Source organism: Dendronalium phyllosphericum CENA369 (assembly GCF_016056275.1).
Lineage (GTDB): Bacteria > Cyanobacteriota > Cyanobacteriia > Cyanobacteriales > Nostocaceae > Dendronalium > Dendronalium phyllosphericum.
In genome coordinates this window covers 1-14,787 of sequence record NZ_JAECZA010000234.1, presented here as the reverse complement: position 1 = coordinate 14,787, position 14,787 = coordinate 1, and the positions used below count along the sequence as shown (strand labels likewise).

Below are 14,787 nucleotides of genomic sequence, written 5' to 3'. Positions count from 1 at the left end.
CCCTGCTCTTTATCTCTAAGCAGGTGTAAATCTCATAATTTTCCCTCCATACAAGTCTGCATAGTATAGATTGCCATCCTCTCCAGTAGTGAGTTGCACGGGCGCTCCGGCATTAGTCGCAAATCGTCTCACTGAGACGACTTTGCCTTCACTATCAAGTGTCAAATTATCGATAGTTCCTTTACTGGCATCAGCAATAAACAATGTACCTTGATAGATTGAAGGAAAAGTGTTGCCTGTGTAAAAATCGCCTACAACGATCGCATCGGAACTGTTGCCAGTAGAATCGCGATAATGTTTGTAAGTGTAAGTTGGCGCTATGGCAGTGCCGCTATCATACAAAGCTTGTAGTTTTGAAGCAATAGCGGTGTAGGAAGCATAACTTCCTTGTTTGAGGCTGACAGTATTACCGTTGGCATCCAGACCACCTTCATAACCCGGCCAGCCAAAGTTAGCTCCTTTTACGCCAATATTGACCTCTTCCCAAGTTTGCCAGCCCACATCACCAATATAAGGAGTGTTGGTATCTTTATCGATGGTAAAGCGGAAGGGGTTACGTAGACCGTAGTTCCAAACTTTAGAAGCATTGCTATTGGGGTTACTAGAGTTGTAGAAGGGATTATTGGATAAGCCTTCACCTGTGATTGGGTCAATTCGCAGGATTTTACCAGATAAATTATTGACATCCTGAACGCGAATTGCACGAGGATCTACTTGGTTATAGGAAGTTCCATCGCCAACGCCAACAAACAGAGAACCATCAGTACCGAAACGTATAGTACCAATCGAATGGGATTGACTATCGGTAGCAATAAAATCTTCAACGTTTGTGGCGTTGTTAAGATTATTTAGATAATCCTGCATACTGGTAAACAGCTTGCCAGTAGTTTTGTTGAGAATCCCTGATGGTGCATAGTTCTGTGTAACATCTGTGCTATCCTTGTCAGGGTGACTGATGTACTGCCAAAGGTCGTTTTTACCTAGCAAAACAACTTCGCTGCCAGCCTTAGCAGTTGTGTAGTTGGTACTGGGGTCAGCTTCTACCCGAATTAGGCGTGCAGCACGGTTACCAGACTGATCGCGATTGTCTAACGTCGCATTGGGATTGTTTTTGGAATTGCTGGGATCGGTTTCTGCGGGATCGTAGGTGAACAGCAGGTAGACGTAGTTTTTCGGGTTAGTAGCTTTGCCAAAATCGGGATGCACGGCAATGCCTAACAAACCGCGATCGCGTATATCATTTACTTGTGCAGAAATATCAATAAATGGTTTTGATAGTAAAGTGCCATTCTCTATCAGCCTGACTACCCCATCTTTTTGAGCAACGAACATCCGGCTATTATCAGGTGTCCAGTCAAACGCTGTGGGTTCATTCAATCCGTCAACTACAGTTTGTTTGGTAAAGCTACCTGGGTCATTGTCGATAATGGAAATTACAGCCGTGTCTTGCTCTAATCCTACTCCAACTGCATTCTTGAATTTCAAAGAAAACTTTTCGTTTGGTTCTGCGATCGTGTCATCTTTAATTAAGATAGAAATTGTCTTACTGGTTTCTCCGACAGCAAAGTTCAAGGTTCCAGATACAGCAGTGTAATCAGAACCAGCTTTAGCAGTACCATCCACGGTCGTGTAGTCTACACTCGCAACTGCCGAACTATTATTGCGCGAAACGGTCACTTTAGCAGTACCGACATTCTCATTGACTTCTGGCTCAGTAAAGCTGAGGTTTGTATTATCGTCATCTTGAATTGTAATTGTCAGAGTTCTCTGAACTCCTAAAGTTGCTCCATCTGGCTCATCAATGGCAACAGAAAAAGTTTCATTTTGCTCTTTTAACGAATCGTTAATGATAGGAATCAATATCTGTTTGCTGGCTTCTCCCGCCGCGAAGTTGAGTCTACCTATAACTTCACTGCCGCTGTTTGCCGTCCCGTAATCTTTGCCTTGTTCGGCAGTCACAGCAGTAGTTGCGTATCTAATTGAAGCAGTGCCACTTAAATCGCCAGTTCGCACCACATTGATAACTGCATTACCAGCGGATTCGCTCACAGTCGTGACTGAAGATCCCAGGCTGATAGTGGGTTCTGTTGGTAAATACAGTTGAGACTTGGGAATGATTTGTTTTGTCTGAGAGGGACTAGACCAAGAGAGTTTGGCAACAGCATCAACGTAATGTTCAAAGTACTCCATTTTAATGTCGTACTTCTGACCAGCAACCAATGCGATCGCCCCGCTAACTTCTGCGGCAGTTTGATTCACAAAGCTATTGATGATTTGCTTCCCGTCTACCCACAGTCGCACGCCATCATCAGTCGTGGTGAAGAAGTTATAAGTCTCGCTATATTTGGCTTCTACTTGACCCGTCCAACGTACTGAGAAGGTATCAGCACCTATAGACGCAGCAGGAGAACCCTTACCCCAATTAAAGTTGACTGTCGGATCTACACGCGTTAACTTCAAGTTTGTGAAGTTTTGATTGTCGTAATACTCTGCGTTGAGTCCCGTACCAGTACCAGCGATATTGACCTGGAAACTGCCTATACTGCCAGCACTAGCAAAATTGCCTTTAGTGTCGCTGACTTGGTTAGTTTGCAACGCTATTGTATAAGTGCCATTGTTGGAGATATTCCAAGTCGTTCCTTCTAGAGGATTAATTTTATAGGTAGCGATGCGCTGACTACCATTGCTATTATTGTCTACACTAACCAAAGCTGCCGATTGAGTAAAGCCATTCGGCCCAGTCACAATGACATCGTTATTATCCAAGCTGGCAACATTAACGGCTGTATTATCGCTGTAGTTCACAGTGAAAGTATAGCTATCTCCACCACCTGTAGTTAGATTGGCGGCATTTGCCGTAGCAGTAGGAGGAGTGATATCGGTATTGCTATACAGTTGAGACTGAGGAATGATTTGTTTTGTCTGAGAGGGACTAGACCAAGAGAGTTTGGCAACAGCATCAACGTAATGTTCAAAGTACTCCATTTTAATGTCGTACTTCTGACCAGCAACCAATGCGATCGCCCCGCTAACTTCTGCGGCAGTTTGATTCACAAAGCTATTGATGATTTGCTTCCCGTCTACCCACAGTCGCACGCCATCATCAGTCGTGGTGAAGAAGTTATAAGTCTCGCTATATTTGGCTTCTACTTGACCCGTCCAACGTACTGAGAAGGTATCAGCACCTATAGACGCAGCAGGAGAACCCTTACCCCAATTAAAGTTGACTGTCGGATCTACACGCGTTAACTTCAAGTTTGTGAAGTTTTGATTGTCGTAATACTCTGCATCGAGTCCATTTCCGGTATTGTTAGCTGCTAATGCAGATAAACTCACAGAATTAGCATCACTAGAGCGAGCGAAAGTTTTTGGTTGTTCTTGTTCGATCGCTTCTAAAGGAGATTTAGTAGCAATTGCAGAATTTAGCGGTTTGTCAAGAACCGATGAACTTTGAGCTTTTGAGTAATCATTCATTGAGATCAATACCTCAAAACAATGTTGCAACTAATGCCCTAATACTTGTTTCAGGATTAGTTTTGTCTTGAAAATTTGGTAAAAATATACGTGAAAGTAAAAACGTAAATATATTATTTAAGTTGCAGATTCTATTAACCTGTTAATTGATTGATGCTGTTACTATCTGCTTACTAGTCAGATAGAGAGGAAAACATCTATCTTGGTTGTTGGATATTCCTACGATTAGCTTGAGATGAAAGTATACGCAGCTTCAAGTAAAACAGTATTCAGCAAAAGCAAGCACGTACTTGCATATTTAGCGTAATGTTTTGACATTTAACTACTTAAGTACTTTCTCTGAATTAATCGATTACACATTTGACAACATATCTCGTTACTATGTCTATTCTTTTTGAGAATGTTGTTTAAATATTTACATTAATCTCTAGCTTTTTAAAGCTAGCTCAAATTTTTGACCAAGCTGGCATGAAATTTCCCAAAATACGGGATAATCCCTTGCCGTCTCAATCATGAAGATACTAAGTAGATAAAAATTAGATAAAGAAGATATTTGTTATTTAAAGATTTAAAAAAATCAAACTTTTTCTCTGTGGAATTACACAGCATTGTTGCAGAAATTAGATAAATATGTGTCGCTATTTCTCTAAAATTTATGTTTGTATTAAAAGAAATACGTACAAAAATGTAAATTTTTGCAAATAAAAAGCTCGACTGAAAGTAGGAAACATTACAAGTTAAACGTTTCACATTACCACTTTCCCCTAGACTAAGGGCAGCAACCTTGTTAAAACTGGCTAAGGAAAGTGGACTTTGACTGAGACAAATAATTTAAACTCTAGCCTCCAGAATGTTTCACGCAGGGAATTGCGAGATTTAGTGAGAACTCAACTGCAAATGTTGTTAGAGGCAGGTGACTTGCCGGGAGCAAAAGCGATTCTCGTGCCCGTTCAGTATGCGGATATTGCCGAGGCGATTGAAGGTTTGCCAGAAGCAATGCACGCTTTAGCTTTTCGTTTGCTTTCTAAGGATGAAGCGATCGAGGTTTATGAATATCTAGACTACAGCGTTCAACAACGTTTAATTGAGGAGCTGAAAAGTCAGGATGTGCGCGAGATTGTCGATAAAATGTCTCCAGATGACCGCGCTAGGTTATTTGATGAACTACCTGCAAAAGTTGTCAATCGCTTGCTAGAGCAACTTAGTTCTGGAGAACGCGAAGCAACAGCCCAACTTTTAGGTTATGAAGCTGACACAGCTGGGCGAATCATGACACCAGAGTTAATTTCTCTAAAAGAAAACTTTACGGTTGCTGTTGCCCTAGAGCGAATTCGCAGCCTAGCTAATGCTAGTGAGATGATTTATTACCTTTACGTTACTGATGGCGCGAGGCAGTTAACTGGTATGTTGTCACTGCGTGATTTAGTCACAGCCCAGCCAGATGAAGCAATTGGCGAAATCATGACCCGCGATGTAGTGTTTGTCCATACAGATACAGACCAAGAAGAAGTCGCCAGATTGATTCAAAGATATGACTTTTTGGCTGTGCCTGTGGTAGATAGAGAACAGCGTTTAGTGGGGATTGTCACGGTTGATGATGTGATTGATATTCTTCAGCAGGAAACTACTGAAGACATCTACGCCTTGGGTGGTGGCGTGCAAACCGATGGCGACAACTATTTTCAAACTAATTTATTGAAAGTTGCCCGTAAGCGGGTTATCTGGTTGTTGGTCTTATTGATTACCAACACTGTAACAGGAACAATTATTAAGTCCCAAGAAGATATCTTGACAAAAGTGGTAACGCTAACAGCGTTTATTCCTTTACTGACAGGTACAGGTGGTAATGTTGGCGCTCAGTCTTCTACAGTAGTAATTCGCGGGATGAATACCGACGAAATCCGATCGCTGGGTACATTGCAGGTAATTGGCCGAGAAGCGATCGCCGGGGCGTTATTGGGATTAATGTTAGGTACTATCGCTACCGTATGGGCTTTCTTTCTCCAAGGGCGATTAGAAGTTGCGATCGCTGTAGGTAGCAGTTTGGTAGCTATTTCTGTTTTAGCTTCGCTCTCTGGTTCCGCACTGCCGTTTTTATTTCGCTTTTTGCGTTTAGATCCGGCGTTGATGTCGGCCCCATTTATTACTACAGCAGTTGATGTGCTGGGCGTTTTAATTTACTTTAACTTAGCGCGGGTAATTTTAAATTTATAGTAAGAATTCAGCACCCAAGAGTCAGAAGTCAGAATTGATCGGGACTCTAGTATCAAGTAAGATATTCATGTATCAAATATTCGCCTGATTCTTAAACTATTCTGACTTCCTTTTTCTGACAATTTATGAGTTATAGCTGTAGTCACATCGGTTAGGACAGTTGCGATTGCCCAAAGCTTTACAAAAACTGTGTTTTGACTCAGCACTCAGCACTCAGCACTCAGCACTTTGCCATATGGATTGTGAGTTGTGAGTTAAATATTTTTTCTTCAACATTTCTCACTCCTCACTCTTAACTTTTATAGTTCTGAAGCCGTATCTGGAGCTACGACTTCGCCCGTACCCAATTGCAATATCAGGTCTTGGTCGGTAATCAGTTCGCTGAGTTCCTTAACTTGTAAATTCATTTCTTCACAAGCTTGGCGTAGTTCTCTTGCAAAAGTATTGAGATCGTCGCCATAACCACATTGATAAGCAGCAGTTTCAATTCCCTGCTTCGCATTTGCTCTAGCACAATCTACTAGTTCTGTGCCATGCAATGGTTTTGCAGATGCCATAGGTCTGTAGTTCTTTTTAATAATTGTCTATGCTTTGTTAAATTAGCAATTTTTCAACATTAGTGCATCCATCTCATGGAAGACAAGCAAATAGACTTAAGAGTTAAAATTTAGGGCGAGAATGAATAATTAAATAACTCTCATAACTCTTAATTTTTAACTCTTAACCTTTTTATTTAACCGTTGACTACATTTCCCCCGTTGGGATGTAACACTTGACCAGATATATAAGAAGCATCATCAGAAGCTAAAAATACATAGCTGGGTGCAACTTCTTCAGGTTGTCCTGCGCGTTGCATCGGCACTTGTTTGCCAAAATTTTCAACTTTCTCTTCTGGAAAAGTCGAGGGAATTAAAGGTGTCCAAATCGGACCTGGTGCTACAGCATTAACCCGAATTTGCTTATCTATCAAATTTAGCGATAAAGAACGGGTAAAGGCAACGATCGCACCTTTGGTAGAAGAGTAATCAAGTAGTTGTGGATTACCTTGATAAGCTGTCACGGATGTGGTATTAACGATCGCACTGCCTGGTTGCAAGTGATTGAGAGCGGCTTTTGTCAGGTAAAACATCGAGAAAATATTCGTGCTAAAAGTCCGCTCTAATTGTTCTTTAGTAATATCTTCAATACTTTTTTGGGGATGTTGTTCGGCAGCATTATTAATTAAAATATCTAGTTTGCCAAATTCATCTACGGTTTGTTGTACAGCTTGCTGACAGAAATTTTCATCGGTAATATCGCCTGCGATTGCTACCGCCCGCCGTCCTTGTTTTTCTACCAAATGCTTGGTTTCTTTAGCATCATCGTGTTCGTTGAGGTAAACAATGGCCACATCTGCACCTTCTTTGGCAAATGCGATCGCTACAGCACGACCAATACCACTATCTCCACCTGTAATTAATGCCACTTTATCTTGTAACTTACCACTACCTCGATAGCGATCGTCATCTGCTTGTGGTTTTGGTGTCATTTCTGATTCAGTACCTGGTGGTTGCTGTTGCTGTGGTGGCTGTAATGTTTGCTCTTCTGGCATAAAATTCTTCCAATCGTTGACTAAGAATTTAAGATGGGGAAATCACAATAAATATTTTTTTACTTTGACGATTTCCAAAAATAAACCTTGGATCGATAATTCAAACCAAGGTTTACTTGTTACTTTGACACCTACTTACAACTAGCAAGTTGAGGTGTTTTTAGCCTTGATGTAAGCCAAACGTACTAATTGCTGACAACTGCACGTGACCGACTTTATTTCTCCTCACACCTGACACACGCTCTTAATCTGACCACGAAAACAAGTACACAACTCTCTTAGATGGAGGATTTCTCCTGTTCATCTGATTCAAGTTAACTATGTAAGTTGCTGGAGTTTATCACTCTGTAGATGGAAAGAAAATTGAAATATACTCAGCCTTAAGAGGTAAAAGAAATTTAGAAGTTAGAACAAAAGCTTGAGGTAAAAAGACCCGCGACGAATTCTCAAAAGCGCCCATCTTCAATATTTATCATTTTCGTGCTGCAAAACGTCTTGGAGTAAGGGCGAAAGTTCTTTATTTAACTTACCAGACCTGACAAATTCTGCATAAGTATCCGCTTCAATTGCTAGCAGTTCTCCTCGCAACTGTTCATTTGTAAAGGTTTGAAGATTGGGATATTCACTTTGCAACTTGTCAATTGAACCTTGTAGATTCTCAATTTCACCTATGATGAGTTTCTCTTGGTAACGGTAAAACTCTCGATCCCTGCCTGGATGTTTATCTGTTTGCAGGTGTTGCAAAACACGTTCTAGGGCCACGTGACGGGCAACAAACTCCAAATACTGTTCGCGTATAGGTGCATCGCCCAAAAGCTTGAGTTTTTGCAACAGGGGTTTAATTGACAATCCTTGAACTAGTAGGGTAAATAAAACGACTCCAAACACTGTAGCGATGATTTTTTCTCGCTCTGGCAGTACTGTTGGTACGCTCAATGCTAGGGCAATGGAAACAGAACCGCGTAATCCTCCCCACCAGAGTATAGTTTGCTCTGGTAAGGCGATCGCTGATTTGGTGATGGCAGTACTCAAATTGCTGAGGAGATAAATAGCGACTGCCCGCATCAAAATCATTGCTCCTACTGCGATCGAAATAAATGGCAGGTTTTCTCCTAAAACAACAAAGTGTATTTGGTCGCCAATCAGCAAAAAAACAATTGAATTGACAAAAAACGCTAAAAATTCCCAAAATTCAGATACGATAATCCGAGTTCGGGGATTCATACCGATACGAGAGCCAAAGTTGCCTAAAATTAAGCCTGTAGTGACAACCCCCATTACCCCAGAACCGCCCAAGTCTTCAGTAATCAAGTAAGTACCGTAAGCGGATACCAAAGTTAAAGATTGTTCTACCATAGGCAAATCGAAGCGCTGGGTAAGATAGGAAATCGCAAAGCCAATTAAACCTCCTACTGCTACCCCGATACCAACAACTGTAAAAAACTGGATCAAAATTGGTTGCAGCCCCAATTGAGCAGTTCCCAAAGGTAGCGCCACCAAAAACCCAAAGGCCACCACTGCCATACCATCATTGAATAAGCTTTCGCCTTCCATTAAGGTGACAAGGCGCTTTCCTACCCCCAATTCCCGAAACAAAGCTGTAACAGAAACCGGATCGGTAGCAGACAAACTGGCCCCGATAAGTAAAGCTGTAGTTAACGATAGTCCAGCGAATTGATTCAAACCTATTGCCACCCCCACAATAGAAATAATTACTCCGAACACCGCATAGAGGCAAATTGGTACTAAATCCCGCTTCAAGTCCAGCCATTTCAAATTCCACGCGGCTTCAAACAAGAGTGGAGGTAAAAAAATAAACAAAATTAATTCGGGGGAAAGAGTCACCAGACGGACATCAACAAATGCTAACCCTAACCCTACAATTACTAGTAGTAATGTGTAAGGTATCTGACGAAACCAGCTAAATATCTGCGGTAGCGTGGCTACACCTAAAGATACCGAAAGTACTAAAAGAAATTGCTTGAGATTGCCTGCAATAACTTCTTCACTAATAGCCGATTCCATTACCATAGAAAGATTTATAGTAGAATTTTACACTTGTGTTTATCTAATTATTTTCAGATGACACCAGTACAGTGTAATTCTTTAAGTTGACAGGATGACTGTCACACCTGATTTAACCCAGTATTCTAGGAGGAAGGTCTTGGGCAGGAGCATTCGAGACCGCTTTAAAAATTTCCGACGCAGAGGTTCGCAGCCAGAGCAAATCCAACAGCTACATACAGACTTGCTGGCAGAGTCAAACTTAGACTCATCTTACATTACTTTGATTATTGGCTCCTGTGCGATCGCTAGCTTTGGTTTATTGTCGAACAGTAGCGCCGTCATCATCGGAGCTATGATTATTGCACCTTTGATGTTACCAATTCGGGGTTTAGCTTTTGGCGCTTTGCAAGCCGATATTATTTTATTCCGCAAAGGAGTAATTGCTGTTGCCGTAGGTACAGTGATGGCTGTGGTTATTGCCTACTGTCTCGGTTTATTTTTAGGGATACCTAGTTATGGTAGTGAAGTACTAGCCCGTTCTAGACCAACACTATTAGATTTAGGAATTGCAGTGGTAGCTGGTGGTATTAGTGGTTGGGCGAAAGTTGAGCCGAAAATTTCTGGTAGTGTAGCCGGAACAGCAATTGCTGTTGCTCTCATGCCTCCTGTGTGCGTCATTGGATTAGGTTTAGCAAAGGGAAACTGGGAACTCAGTTTAGGAGCAACCCTACTCTACATGACTAACTTACTAGGTATTTCCCTTTCCTGTATGCTGATATTTTTGGTAGCAGGTTATACTTCTTTCGCTCAGGCACGCAAACCACTGATTTTGACTGCGGTTTTAACAGCTATCCTATTAATTCCCTTAGGTGTTAGTTTTTTTAGACTAATCCGCCAAGCACAACTAGAAAGCAGCTTGCAAAAAGCATTATTGAACAGAACTGTTACTTTTCAACGATTGCAACTGCTTAACAGTAGTACCAACTGGTTGGCGAATCCTCCAGTTGTTCGTCTCAGCGTTCGGGCAAAGCAACCTGTCACGCCTCGACAAGTACAGTTATTAGAAGAATTCATAAAAGGACAGATGGGCCAAACATTCACCCTCATTTTTGAAGTTGGTCAAATTGAGGAAATTCGCAGTTCTGAACCAGAGGAGAGGATGGAGGGACGCGGGGACGCAGGGACGCGGTGAGGCAGTCCAGTCTTGGGGTTTCCCCAAGTGGAGGAACTGCCGTTAGCGCAGCGTTAGCGAGGCACGAGCGTCACCCGTAAGGGTTTCCGTGGGTTGCGAACTGCCGTTAGCGCAGCGTTAGCGAGGTACGAGCGTCACCCGAAGGGGGACAATGACAACTGACAATTGACAACTGACCAATGACAACTCACACACTGGGACTCGAACCCAATCTGTATAACTATTTACTGTCTATTTCTTTACGAGAGCCAGAAATATTAACGCAACTCAGGCAGGAAACAGCCCAGCATCCAATGGCTAGAATGCAGATTGCGCCAGAACAGGGACAGCTAATGGCGTGGCTGGTAGAGTTACTGAGGGCAAAGAAAACTTTAGATATAGGAGTATTTACAGGTTATAGTTCCTTGGTAGTGGCATTGGCATTACCGACTGACGGCAAAGTAGTAGCCTGTGATGTTAGTGAAGAGTTTAGCGCGATCGCTCGTCGTTATTGGCAGCAAGCAGGAGTGGCAAATAAAATCGACTTGCATATCGCCCCAGCCTTAGAGACTTTGGATCGATTGCTAGCAGCAGGCGAAGCAGAAAGCTTTGATTTTGCTTTCATTGATGCCGACAAAAGCAACTACGATAATTATTATGAGCGATCGCTGCAACTAATTCGTGCGGGAGGAATGATTGCGATCGATAATGTTCTCTGGTCGGGAAGGGTTGCAGATCCTCAAGTGCAAGACAATAGAACCAAAAAGATTCGCGCCTTTAATCACAAATTGCATCAAGATAAGCGAATCAGTCTCAGCTTATTGCCAATTGCCGATGGTTTGACTCTGGCGCTGAAGAATTAAATTAATATTCTCTCTGATTAAAAATGGCAAAGACTGGCTATTTTTCATTTTTCATTTTTAATTGGTACTGTCGCCATTTTTCTTGCTGACGCATTCTTTTTTCTGCGGTGAGGCTATCAAAGCAGTAGGCACAAGAAATGCCTTCCTCATACTTGGGAGATGTTTTATCTGTTTGAGAAATCGGATATCCACAACAGAAACACAATTCATGACTCCCTGACTCCAAACCATGACGGACGGCTACTCGCTCATCAAAGACAAAACATTCGCCTTGCCATAAACTCTCTTCATTTGGAACTTCTTCTAAATATTTAAGAATGCCACCTTTGAGGTGATAAACTTCTGCAAAGCCTTGGGCAAGCATGAAAGATGAAGCCTTTTCACAGCGAATCCCGCCAGTACAAAACAGAGCTACTTTTTTATGTTCGTTGGGGTCAAGCTGGTGGCGAACATATTCAGGAAATTCTCGAAATGATTCAGTTTGAGGATTTTGCGCTCCTTTGAAAGTACCGATATTCACTTCATAATCATTGCGAGTATCAACCACAGTTACTTCTGGGTCAGAAATCAAATCATTCCATTCTTGGGGATTGACATAAGTACCAACCTGCTCATTCGGATCGATTTCAGGTAAACCCAGAGTGACAATTTCTCGCTTCAACCGCACCTTCATCCGCTCGAATGGTGGAGTGTTTGTATGCGACTCTTTGTGTTCTAAGTCTGCTAACCGGGGGTCAGAACGCAGAAAGCCCAAAACTGAGTCAATCGCCTGACGCGAACCCGCAATTGTACCGTTAATACCTTCTGCCGCTAGCAGAATAGTTCCTTTGACATCTTGCGATAAGCAGTAAGACAAAAGGGGTTCTTGTTTTTCGGCAAAGTCTGGCAGCCGCACAAATTTATAAAGTGCTGCAACTACTTGGATATTTTTTTGCTTCATTCCTTTAGTAACGGCACAATCTTCGGTTACAATAACAACGGCAGTAAAATTTACCCGCCTTTTTCATTTTACGGGGGTTTAGCTCAGTTGGTAGAGCGCCTGCTTTGCAAGCAGGATGTCAGCGGTTCGAGTCCGCTAACCTCCATATCTAGTATTTTAGCGATCGCTTGAATTCGATTTCTGCCGACTTATCCTTCTTATGTCACTCTGGGATTAATAAAAGTCTTATGCTGTCAGCATCCCAGATTAATCTCTTCCAGAATTTATAAAACAGAGCTAATAATTTCCTCAAATTAGGCTGTATATCAGCCCCAAGAGTACAATTAAAGTCACAATTATATAAGTAAAATCTCGTAGTTTAATAAAGGCAAATAGAGAAAAAATTACTCGGATAACAGGAGTAGCAATCAGTAGCAGTAGTCCTAGTTGAATAATGCCTCGGTTACGACCTAATAATATTGATGTTTTTACCCCATCTGGAGTGCGAAACTCCGGCGATACTCCTCGAAAAAACTGGTAGTTAGGAACCTCAGTTCCGTGGCGAATTAAGTATAAAATTCCACCTATTAGCACCAAGGTGGTGGCAAGGATAACCCCAACTCTTAACAGATTGCCAATAAATTGCTCAAAGCGTTGCTCAAACTTAGTACGCCTTTTTAGAGACATGTTAAAGCTTCCCTGTTAAACCTTTGTAAATCATTTCTAGCGCTAGCATCAAAATTACCACACTAAAAATATTCCGTAGAAGCGGTACTCTAGCTCTCATCAGTATCCGCGCTCCTAAAACAGCACCTAAGAGTACCCCTAACATTACAGGCATAGTTAATCCGGGATCGATGTAACCTCGACTCAGGTAGATCCCAGCACTAGCCGCTGCGGTTACCCCAATCATGAAATTGCTGGTGGTTGTAGAAACCTTGAATGGGATACGCATAACTCGATCCATTGCTAAGACCTTGAACGCTCCAGACCCAATACCCAGCAACCCAGAAATTACACCAGCTACAAACATTAATCCAAATCCAAAGGTTACACTACGCACGTTGTAAGACTGCTCTCCCTCTGGTGTTGGATATGTACCAGTCAGCTTCAATCGAATTGCTAGAGGGTTAGATGATAAATTATTGAGATGTTCATTCCTGCTTTGACGGGATAAATATGCTGAGTAGAGCAAAATAATTCCAAACACAATAGCAAGTATCTGAGTTGAAATTTTTGCTGCAACAATTGCTCCGAATATTGCACCAAATGTTGTAGCTACTTCGAGGAACATTCCCAATCGCAGATTTGTGTATCCTTCCTTAACGTAGGCAGATGCTGCGCCACTGGAAGTAGCAATCACAGATACTAAAGAAGCACCAATAGCATAGTGAATATCAACTCCAAAAACTACAGTTAAGAGGGGAACAATTACTACCCCACCACCCAACCCCGTTAACGCTCCCAAAAATCCGGCGCTCAAAGATCCAAGCCATACCAGTAAAGAAAATTCTAGAATGTTCATGATGCTTCCTTTGCGACAAACTTTTTTAGATTGATACTAGAAAGCGAAACTCGAATTTTTGGCGGTCTGACTTTACACAAGTATTTTAAAAACATTGAGTAATAGAAGCAAATATTTTTATTGTTCCAATTTATAAATTAAATTAATCGATACCTTCGCCAAAATTAGAGGATTAGAGCTAGAGAAAAAAGCTAATTTCCTCAGACAGTAAAGGTTTCAAGCTTTTGAACTAGGGTTTAAACCCATACCCCGAAACCATCACTCTGCGGGCATTTTCAAAAATTGGCAAAGGTATTGTTAATAACAAGACTTTCTCAAAAACTCTTTCAAACCCTCTTTTGCTTAGTGTTGTAAAGGAAGTTTGACTGTAAAGATACTGCCTTTATTTAGCTGACTCTGCACTTGAATACTACCTTTATGAGAACTAGCGATCGCACTTGCCAGTGCTAATCCTAATCCAGATCCTCCAGAAGCACGAGAACGGTTTTGATTGATGCGGTAGAAGCGGTTAAAGATGCGACTGCGCTCCTCTGGGGCAATACCAATTCCTGTATCTTGGACGACAATAAAGGCGTAGCGATCGCTACTTTCTAAAACCACCGTCACTTGTCCGCCGCTGGGTGTGGCTTGAATGCCATTAATTTCAAGGGGCGACAAACGCCTCTAAACCTAGCCAGATAAAGGTTTGAGAGGCACAGACCCCTTAACAAATGTGGGTACTTATTGAGAATGAACTGTACAGTTATTAAGCAGCTACCTGTATGGTACAGTTTAATGGTAAAAAAGAACGGTCTCGTAATTTAATTAAGACCGTCGTCATAATGCTGGCATCATTCTACCAAAACTTTTTAGAAAAATACCTAAATAAAGCACAGTTAATCACTCTGAAAATGTTGGTGTGGTTGTTACAAAATCAGAAACAGGTGAAGATAGAAAGACTGGCAGCAACCTTACCTCTACCAATACAACAAAACAGTCGTAGACGGCATATACAAAGGTTTTTAACATTGAATACCTTAAGTG

At 41.8% G+C, this 14,787-nt stretch carries 10 protein-coding genes, 1 tRNA gene and 2 pseudogenes; 5 read left to right on the top strand and 8 right to left on the bottom strand.

Annotated features, from left to right (window positions below; all coding sequences use genetic code 11):
• Positions 1–15 precede the first annotated feature (15 nt).
• Positions 16–3,474, bottom strand: a complete 3,459-nt coding sequence (locus tag I8752_RS27155) for a PA14 domain-containing protein (protein ID WP_214435334.1) — start codon at positions 3,472–3,474, stop codon at positions 16–18.
• Positions 3,475–4,287: 813 nt separating this feature from the next.
• On the opposite strand from I8752_RS27155, the gene mgtE reads away from it, so the two are divergent.
• The gene (gene mgtE, locus I8752_RS27150; protein WP_214435333.1) at positions 4,288–5,688 is read left to right on the top strand and encodes a magnesium transporter; all 1,401 of its coding nucleotides are present in this window, start codon (positions 4,288–4,290) and stop codon (positions 5,686–5,688) included.
• Between the two features lie 299 nt (positions 5,689–5,987).
• On the opposite strand, the gene I8752_RS27145 is transcribed toward mgtE, so the two are convergent.
• From I8752_RS27145 to I8752_RS27135, 3 genes are all read right to left on the bottom strand, one after another.
• On the bottom strand, positions 5,988–6,245 hold the full coding sequence (locus tag I8752_RS27145) for a hypothetical protein (RefSeq protein ID WP_214435332.1): 258 nt from the start codon (positions 6,243–6,245) through the stop codon (positions 5,988–5,990).
• A 176-nt stretch (positions 6,246–6,421) separates the two neighbouring features.
• Positions 6,422–7,279: an SDR family oxidoreductase gene (locus tag I8752_RS27140; protein ID WP_214435331.1), complete on the bottom strand. Its 858-nt coding sequence runs from the start codon at positions 7,277–7,279 to the stop codon at positions 6,422–6,424.
• Positions 7,280–7,741: 462 nt separating this feature from the next.
• Complete coding sequence (locus I8752_RS27135; protein WP_214435330.1) at positions 7,742–9,310, bottom strand: cation:proton antiporter; 1,569 nt, start codon at positions 9,308–9,310, stop codon at positions 7,742–7,744.
• 88 nt (positions 9,311–9,398) lie between these two features.
• On the opposite strand from I8752_RS27135, the gene I8752_RS27130 reads away from it, so the two are divergent.
• Both I8752_RS27130 and I8752_RS27125 read left to right on the top strand, forming a co-directional pair.
• The gene (locus I8752_RS27130; protein ID WP_214435329.1) at positions 9,399–10,478 is read left to right on the top strand and encodes a DUF389 domain-containing protein; all 1,080 of its coding nucleotides are present in this window, start codon (positions 9,399–9,401) and stop codon (positions 10,476–10,478) included.
• Between the two features lie 179 nt (positions 10,479–10,657).
• On the top strand, positions 10,658–11,320 hold the full coding sequence (locus I8752_RS27125; protein WP_214435328.1) for a class I SAM-dependent methyltransferase: 663 nt from the start codon (positions 10,658–10,660) through the stop codon (positions 11,318–11,320).
• Positions 11,321–11,357: 37 nt separating this feature from the next.
• On the opposite strand, the gene trhO is transcribed toward I8752_RS27125, so the two are convergent.
• Positions 11,358–12,260: an oxygen-dependent tRNA uridine(34) hydroxylase TrhO gene (gene trhO / locus I8752_RS27120; RefSeq protein ID WP_214435327.1), complete on the bottom strand. Its 903-nt coding sequence runs from the start codon at positions 12,258–12,260 to the stop codon at positions 11,358–11,360.
• A gap of 72 nt (positions 12,261–12,332) precedes the next feature.
• Here trhO and I8752_RS27115 point away from each other — a divergent pair.
• A tRNA-Ala gene (locus I8752_RS27115) sits at positions 12,333–12,405 on the top strand.
• A gap of 143 nt (positions 12,406–12,548) precedes the next feature.
• Here the strand turns inward: I8752_RS27115 and I8752_RS27110 are convergent.
• From I8752_RS27110 to I8752_RS27100, 3 genes and pseudogenes are all read right to left on the bottom strand, one after another.
• The gene (locus tag I8752_RS27110) at positions 12,549–12,926 is read right to left on the bottom strand and encodes a DUF1634 domain-containing protein (protein ID WP_214435326.1); all 378 of its coding nucleotides are present in this window, start codon (positions 12,924–12,926) and stop codon (positions 12,549–12,551) included.
• 1 nt (position 12,927) lies between these two features.
• Entirely contained in the window at positions 12,928–13,764 is an 837-nt protein-coding gene (locus I8752_RS27105) for a sulfite exporter TauE/SafE family protein (RefSeq protein WP_214435325.1), read from the bottom strand.
• Positions 13,765–14,106: 342 nt separating this feature from the next.
• A pseudogene (locus I8752_RS27100) lies at positions 14,107–14,427 on the bottom strand (sensor histidine kinase); the annotation flags it as partial.
• 98 nt (positions 14,428–14,525) lie between these two features.
• Here I8752_RS27100 and I8752_RS27095 point away from each other — a divergent pair.
• Positions 14,526–14,787: pseudogene (locus I8752_RS27095) on the top strand (IS4 family transposase); the annotation flags it as partial.

Bases quoted from the DNA above. Each gene is read 5' to 3' on its own strand.
- I8752_RS27130 (WP_214435329.1), top strand. From the start codon at position 9,399: ATGACTGTCACACCTGATTTAACCCAGTATTCTAGGAGGAAGGTCTTG.
- I8752_RS27140 (WP_214435331.1), bottom strand. From the start codon at position 7,279: ATGCCAGAAGAGCAAACATTACAGCCACCACAGCAACAGCAACCACCA.
- I8752_RS27155 (WP_214435334.1), bottom strand. From the start codon at position 3,474: ATGAATGATTACTCAAAAGCTCAAAGTTCATCGGTTCTTGACAAACCG.
- I8752_RS27125 (WP_214435328.1), top strand. From the start codon at position 10,658: ATGACAACTCACACACTGGGACTCGAACCCAATCTGTATAACTATTTA.
- trhO (WP_214435327.1), bottom strand. From the start codon at position 12,260: ATGAAGCAAAAAAATATCCAAGTAGTTGCAGCACTTTATAAATTTGTG.
- I8752_RS27105 (WP_214435325.1), bottom strand. From the start codon at position 13,764: ATGAACATTCTAGAATTTTCTTTACTGGTATGGCTTGGATCTTTGAGC.
- I8752_RS27145 (WP_214435332.1), bottom strand. From the start codon at position 6,245: ATGGCATCTGCAAAACCATTGCATGGCACAGAACTAGTAGATTGTGCT.
- I8752_RS27135 (WP_214435330.1), bottom strand. From the start codon at position 9,310: ATGGTAATGGAATCGGCTATTAGTGAAGAAGTTATTGCAGGCAATCTC.
- I8752_RS27110 (WP_214435326.1), bottom strand. From the start codon at position 12,926: ATGTCTCTAAAAAGGCGTACTAAGTTTGAGCAACGCTTTGAGCAATTT.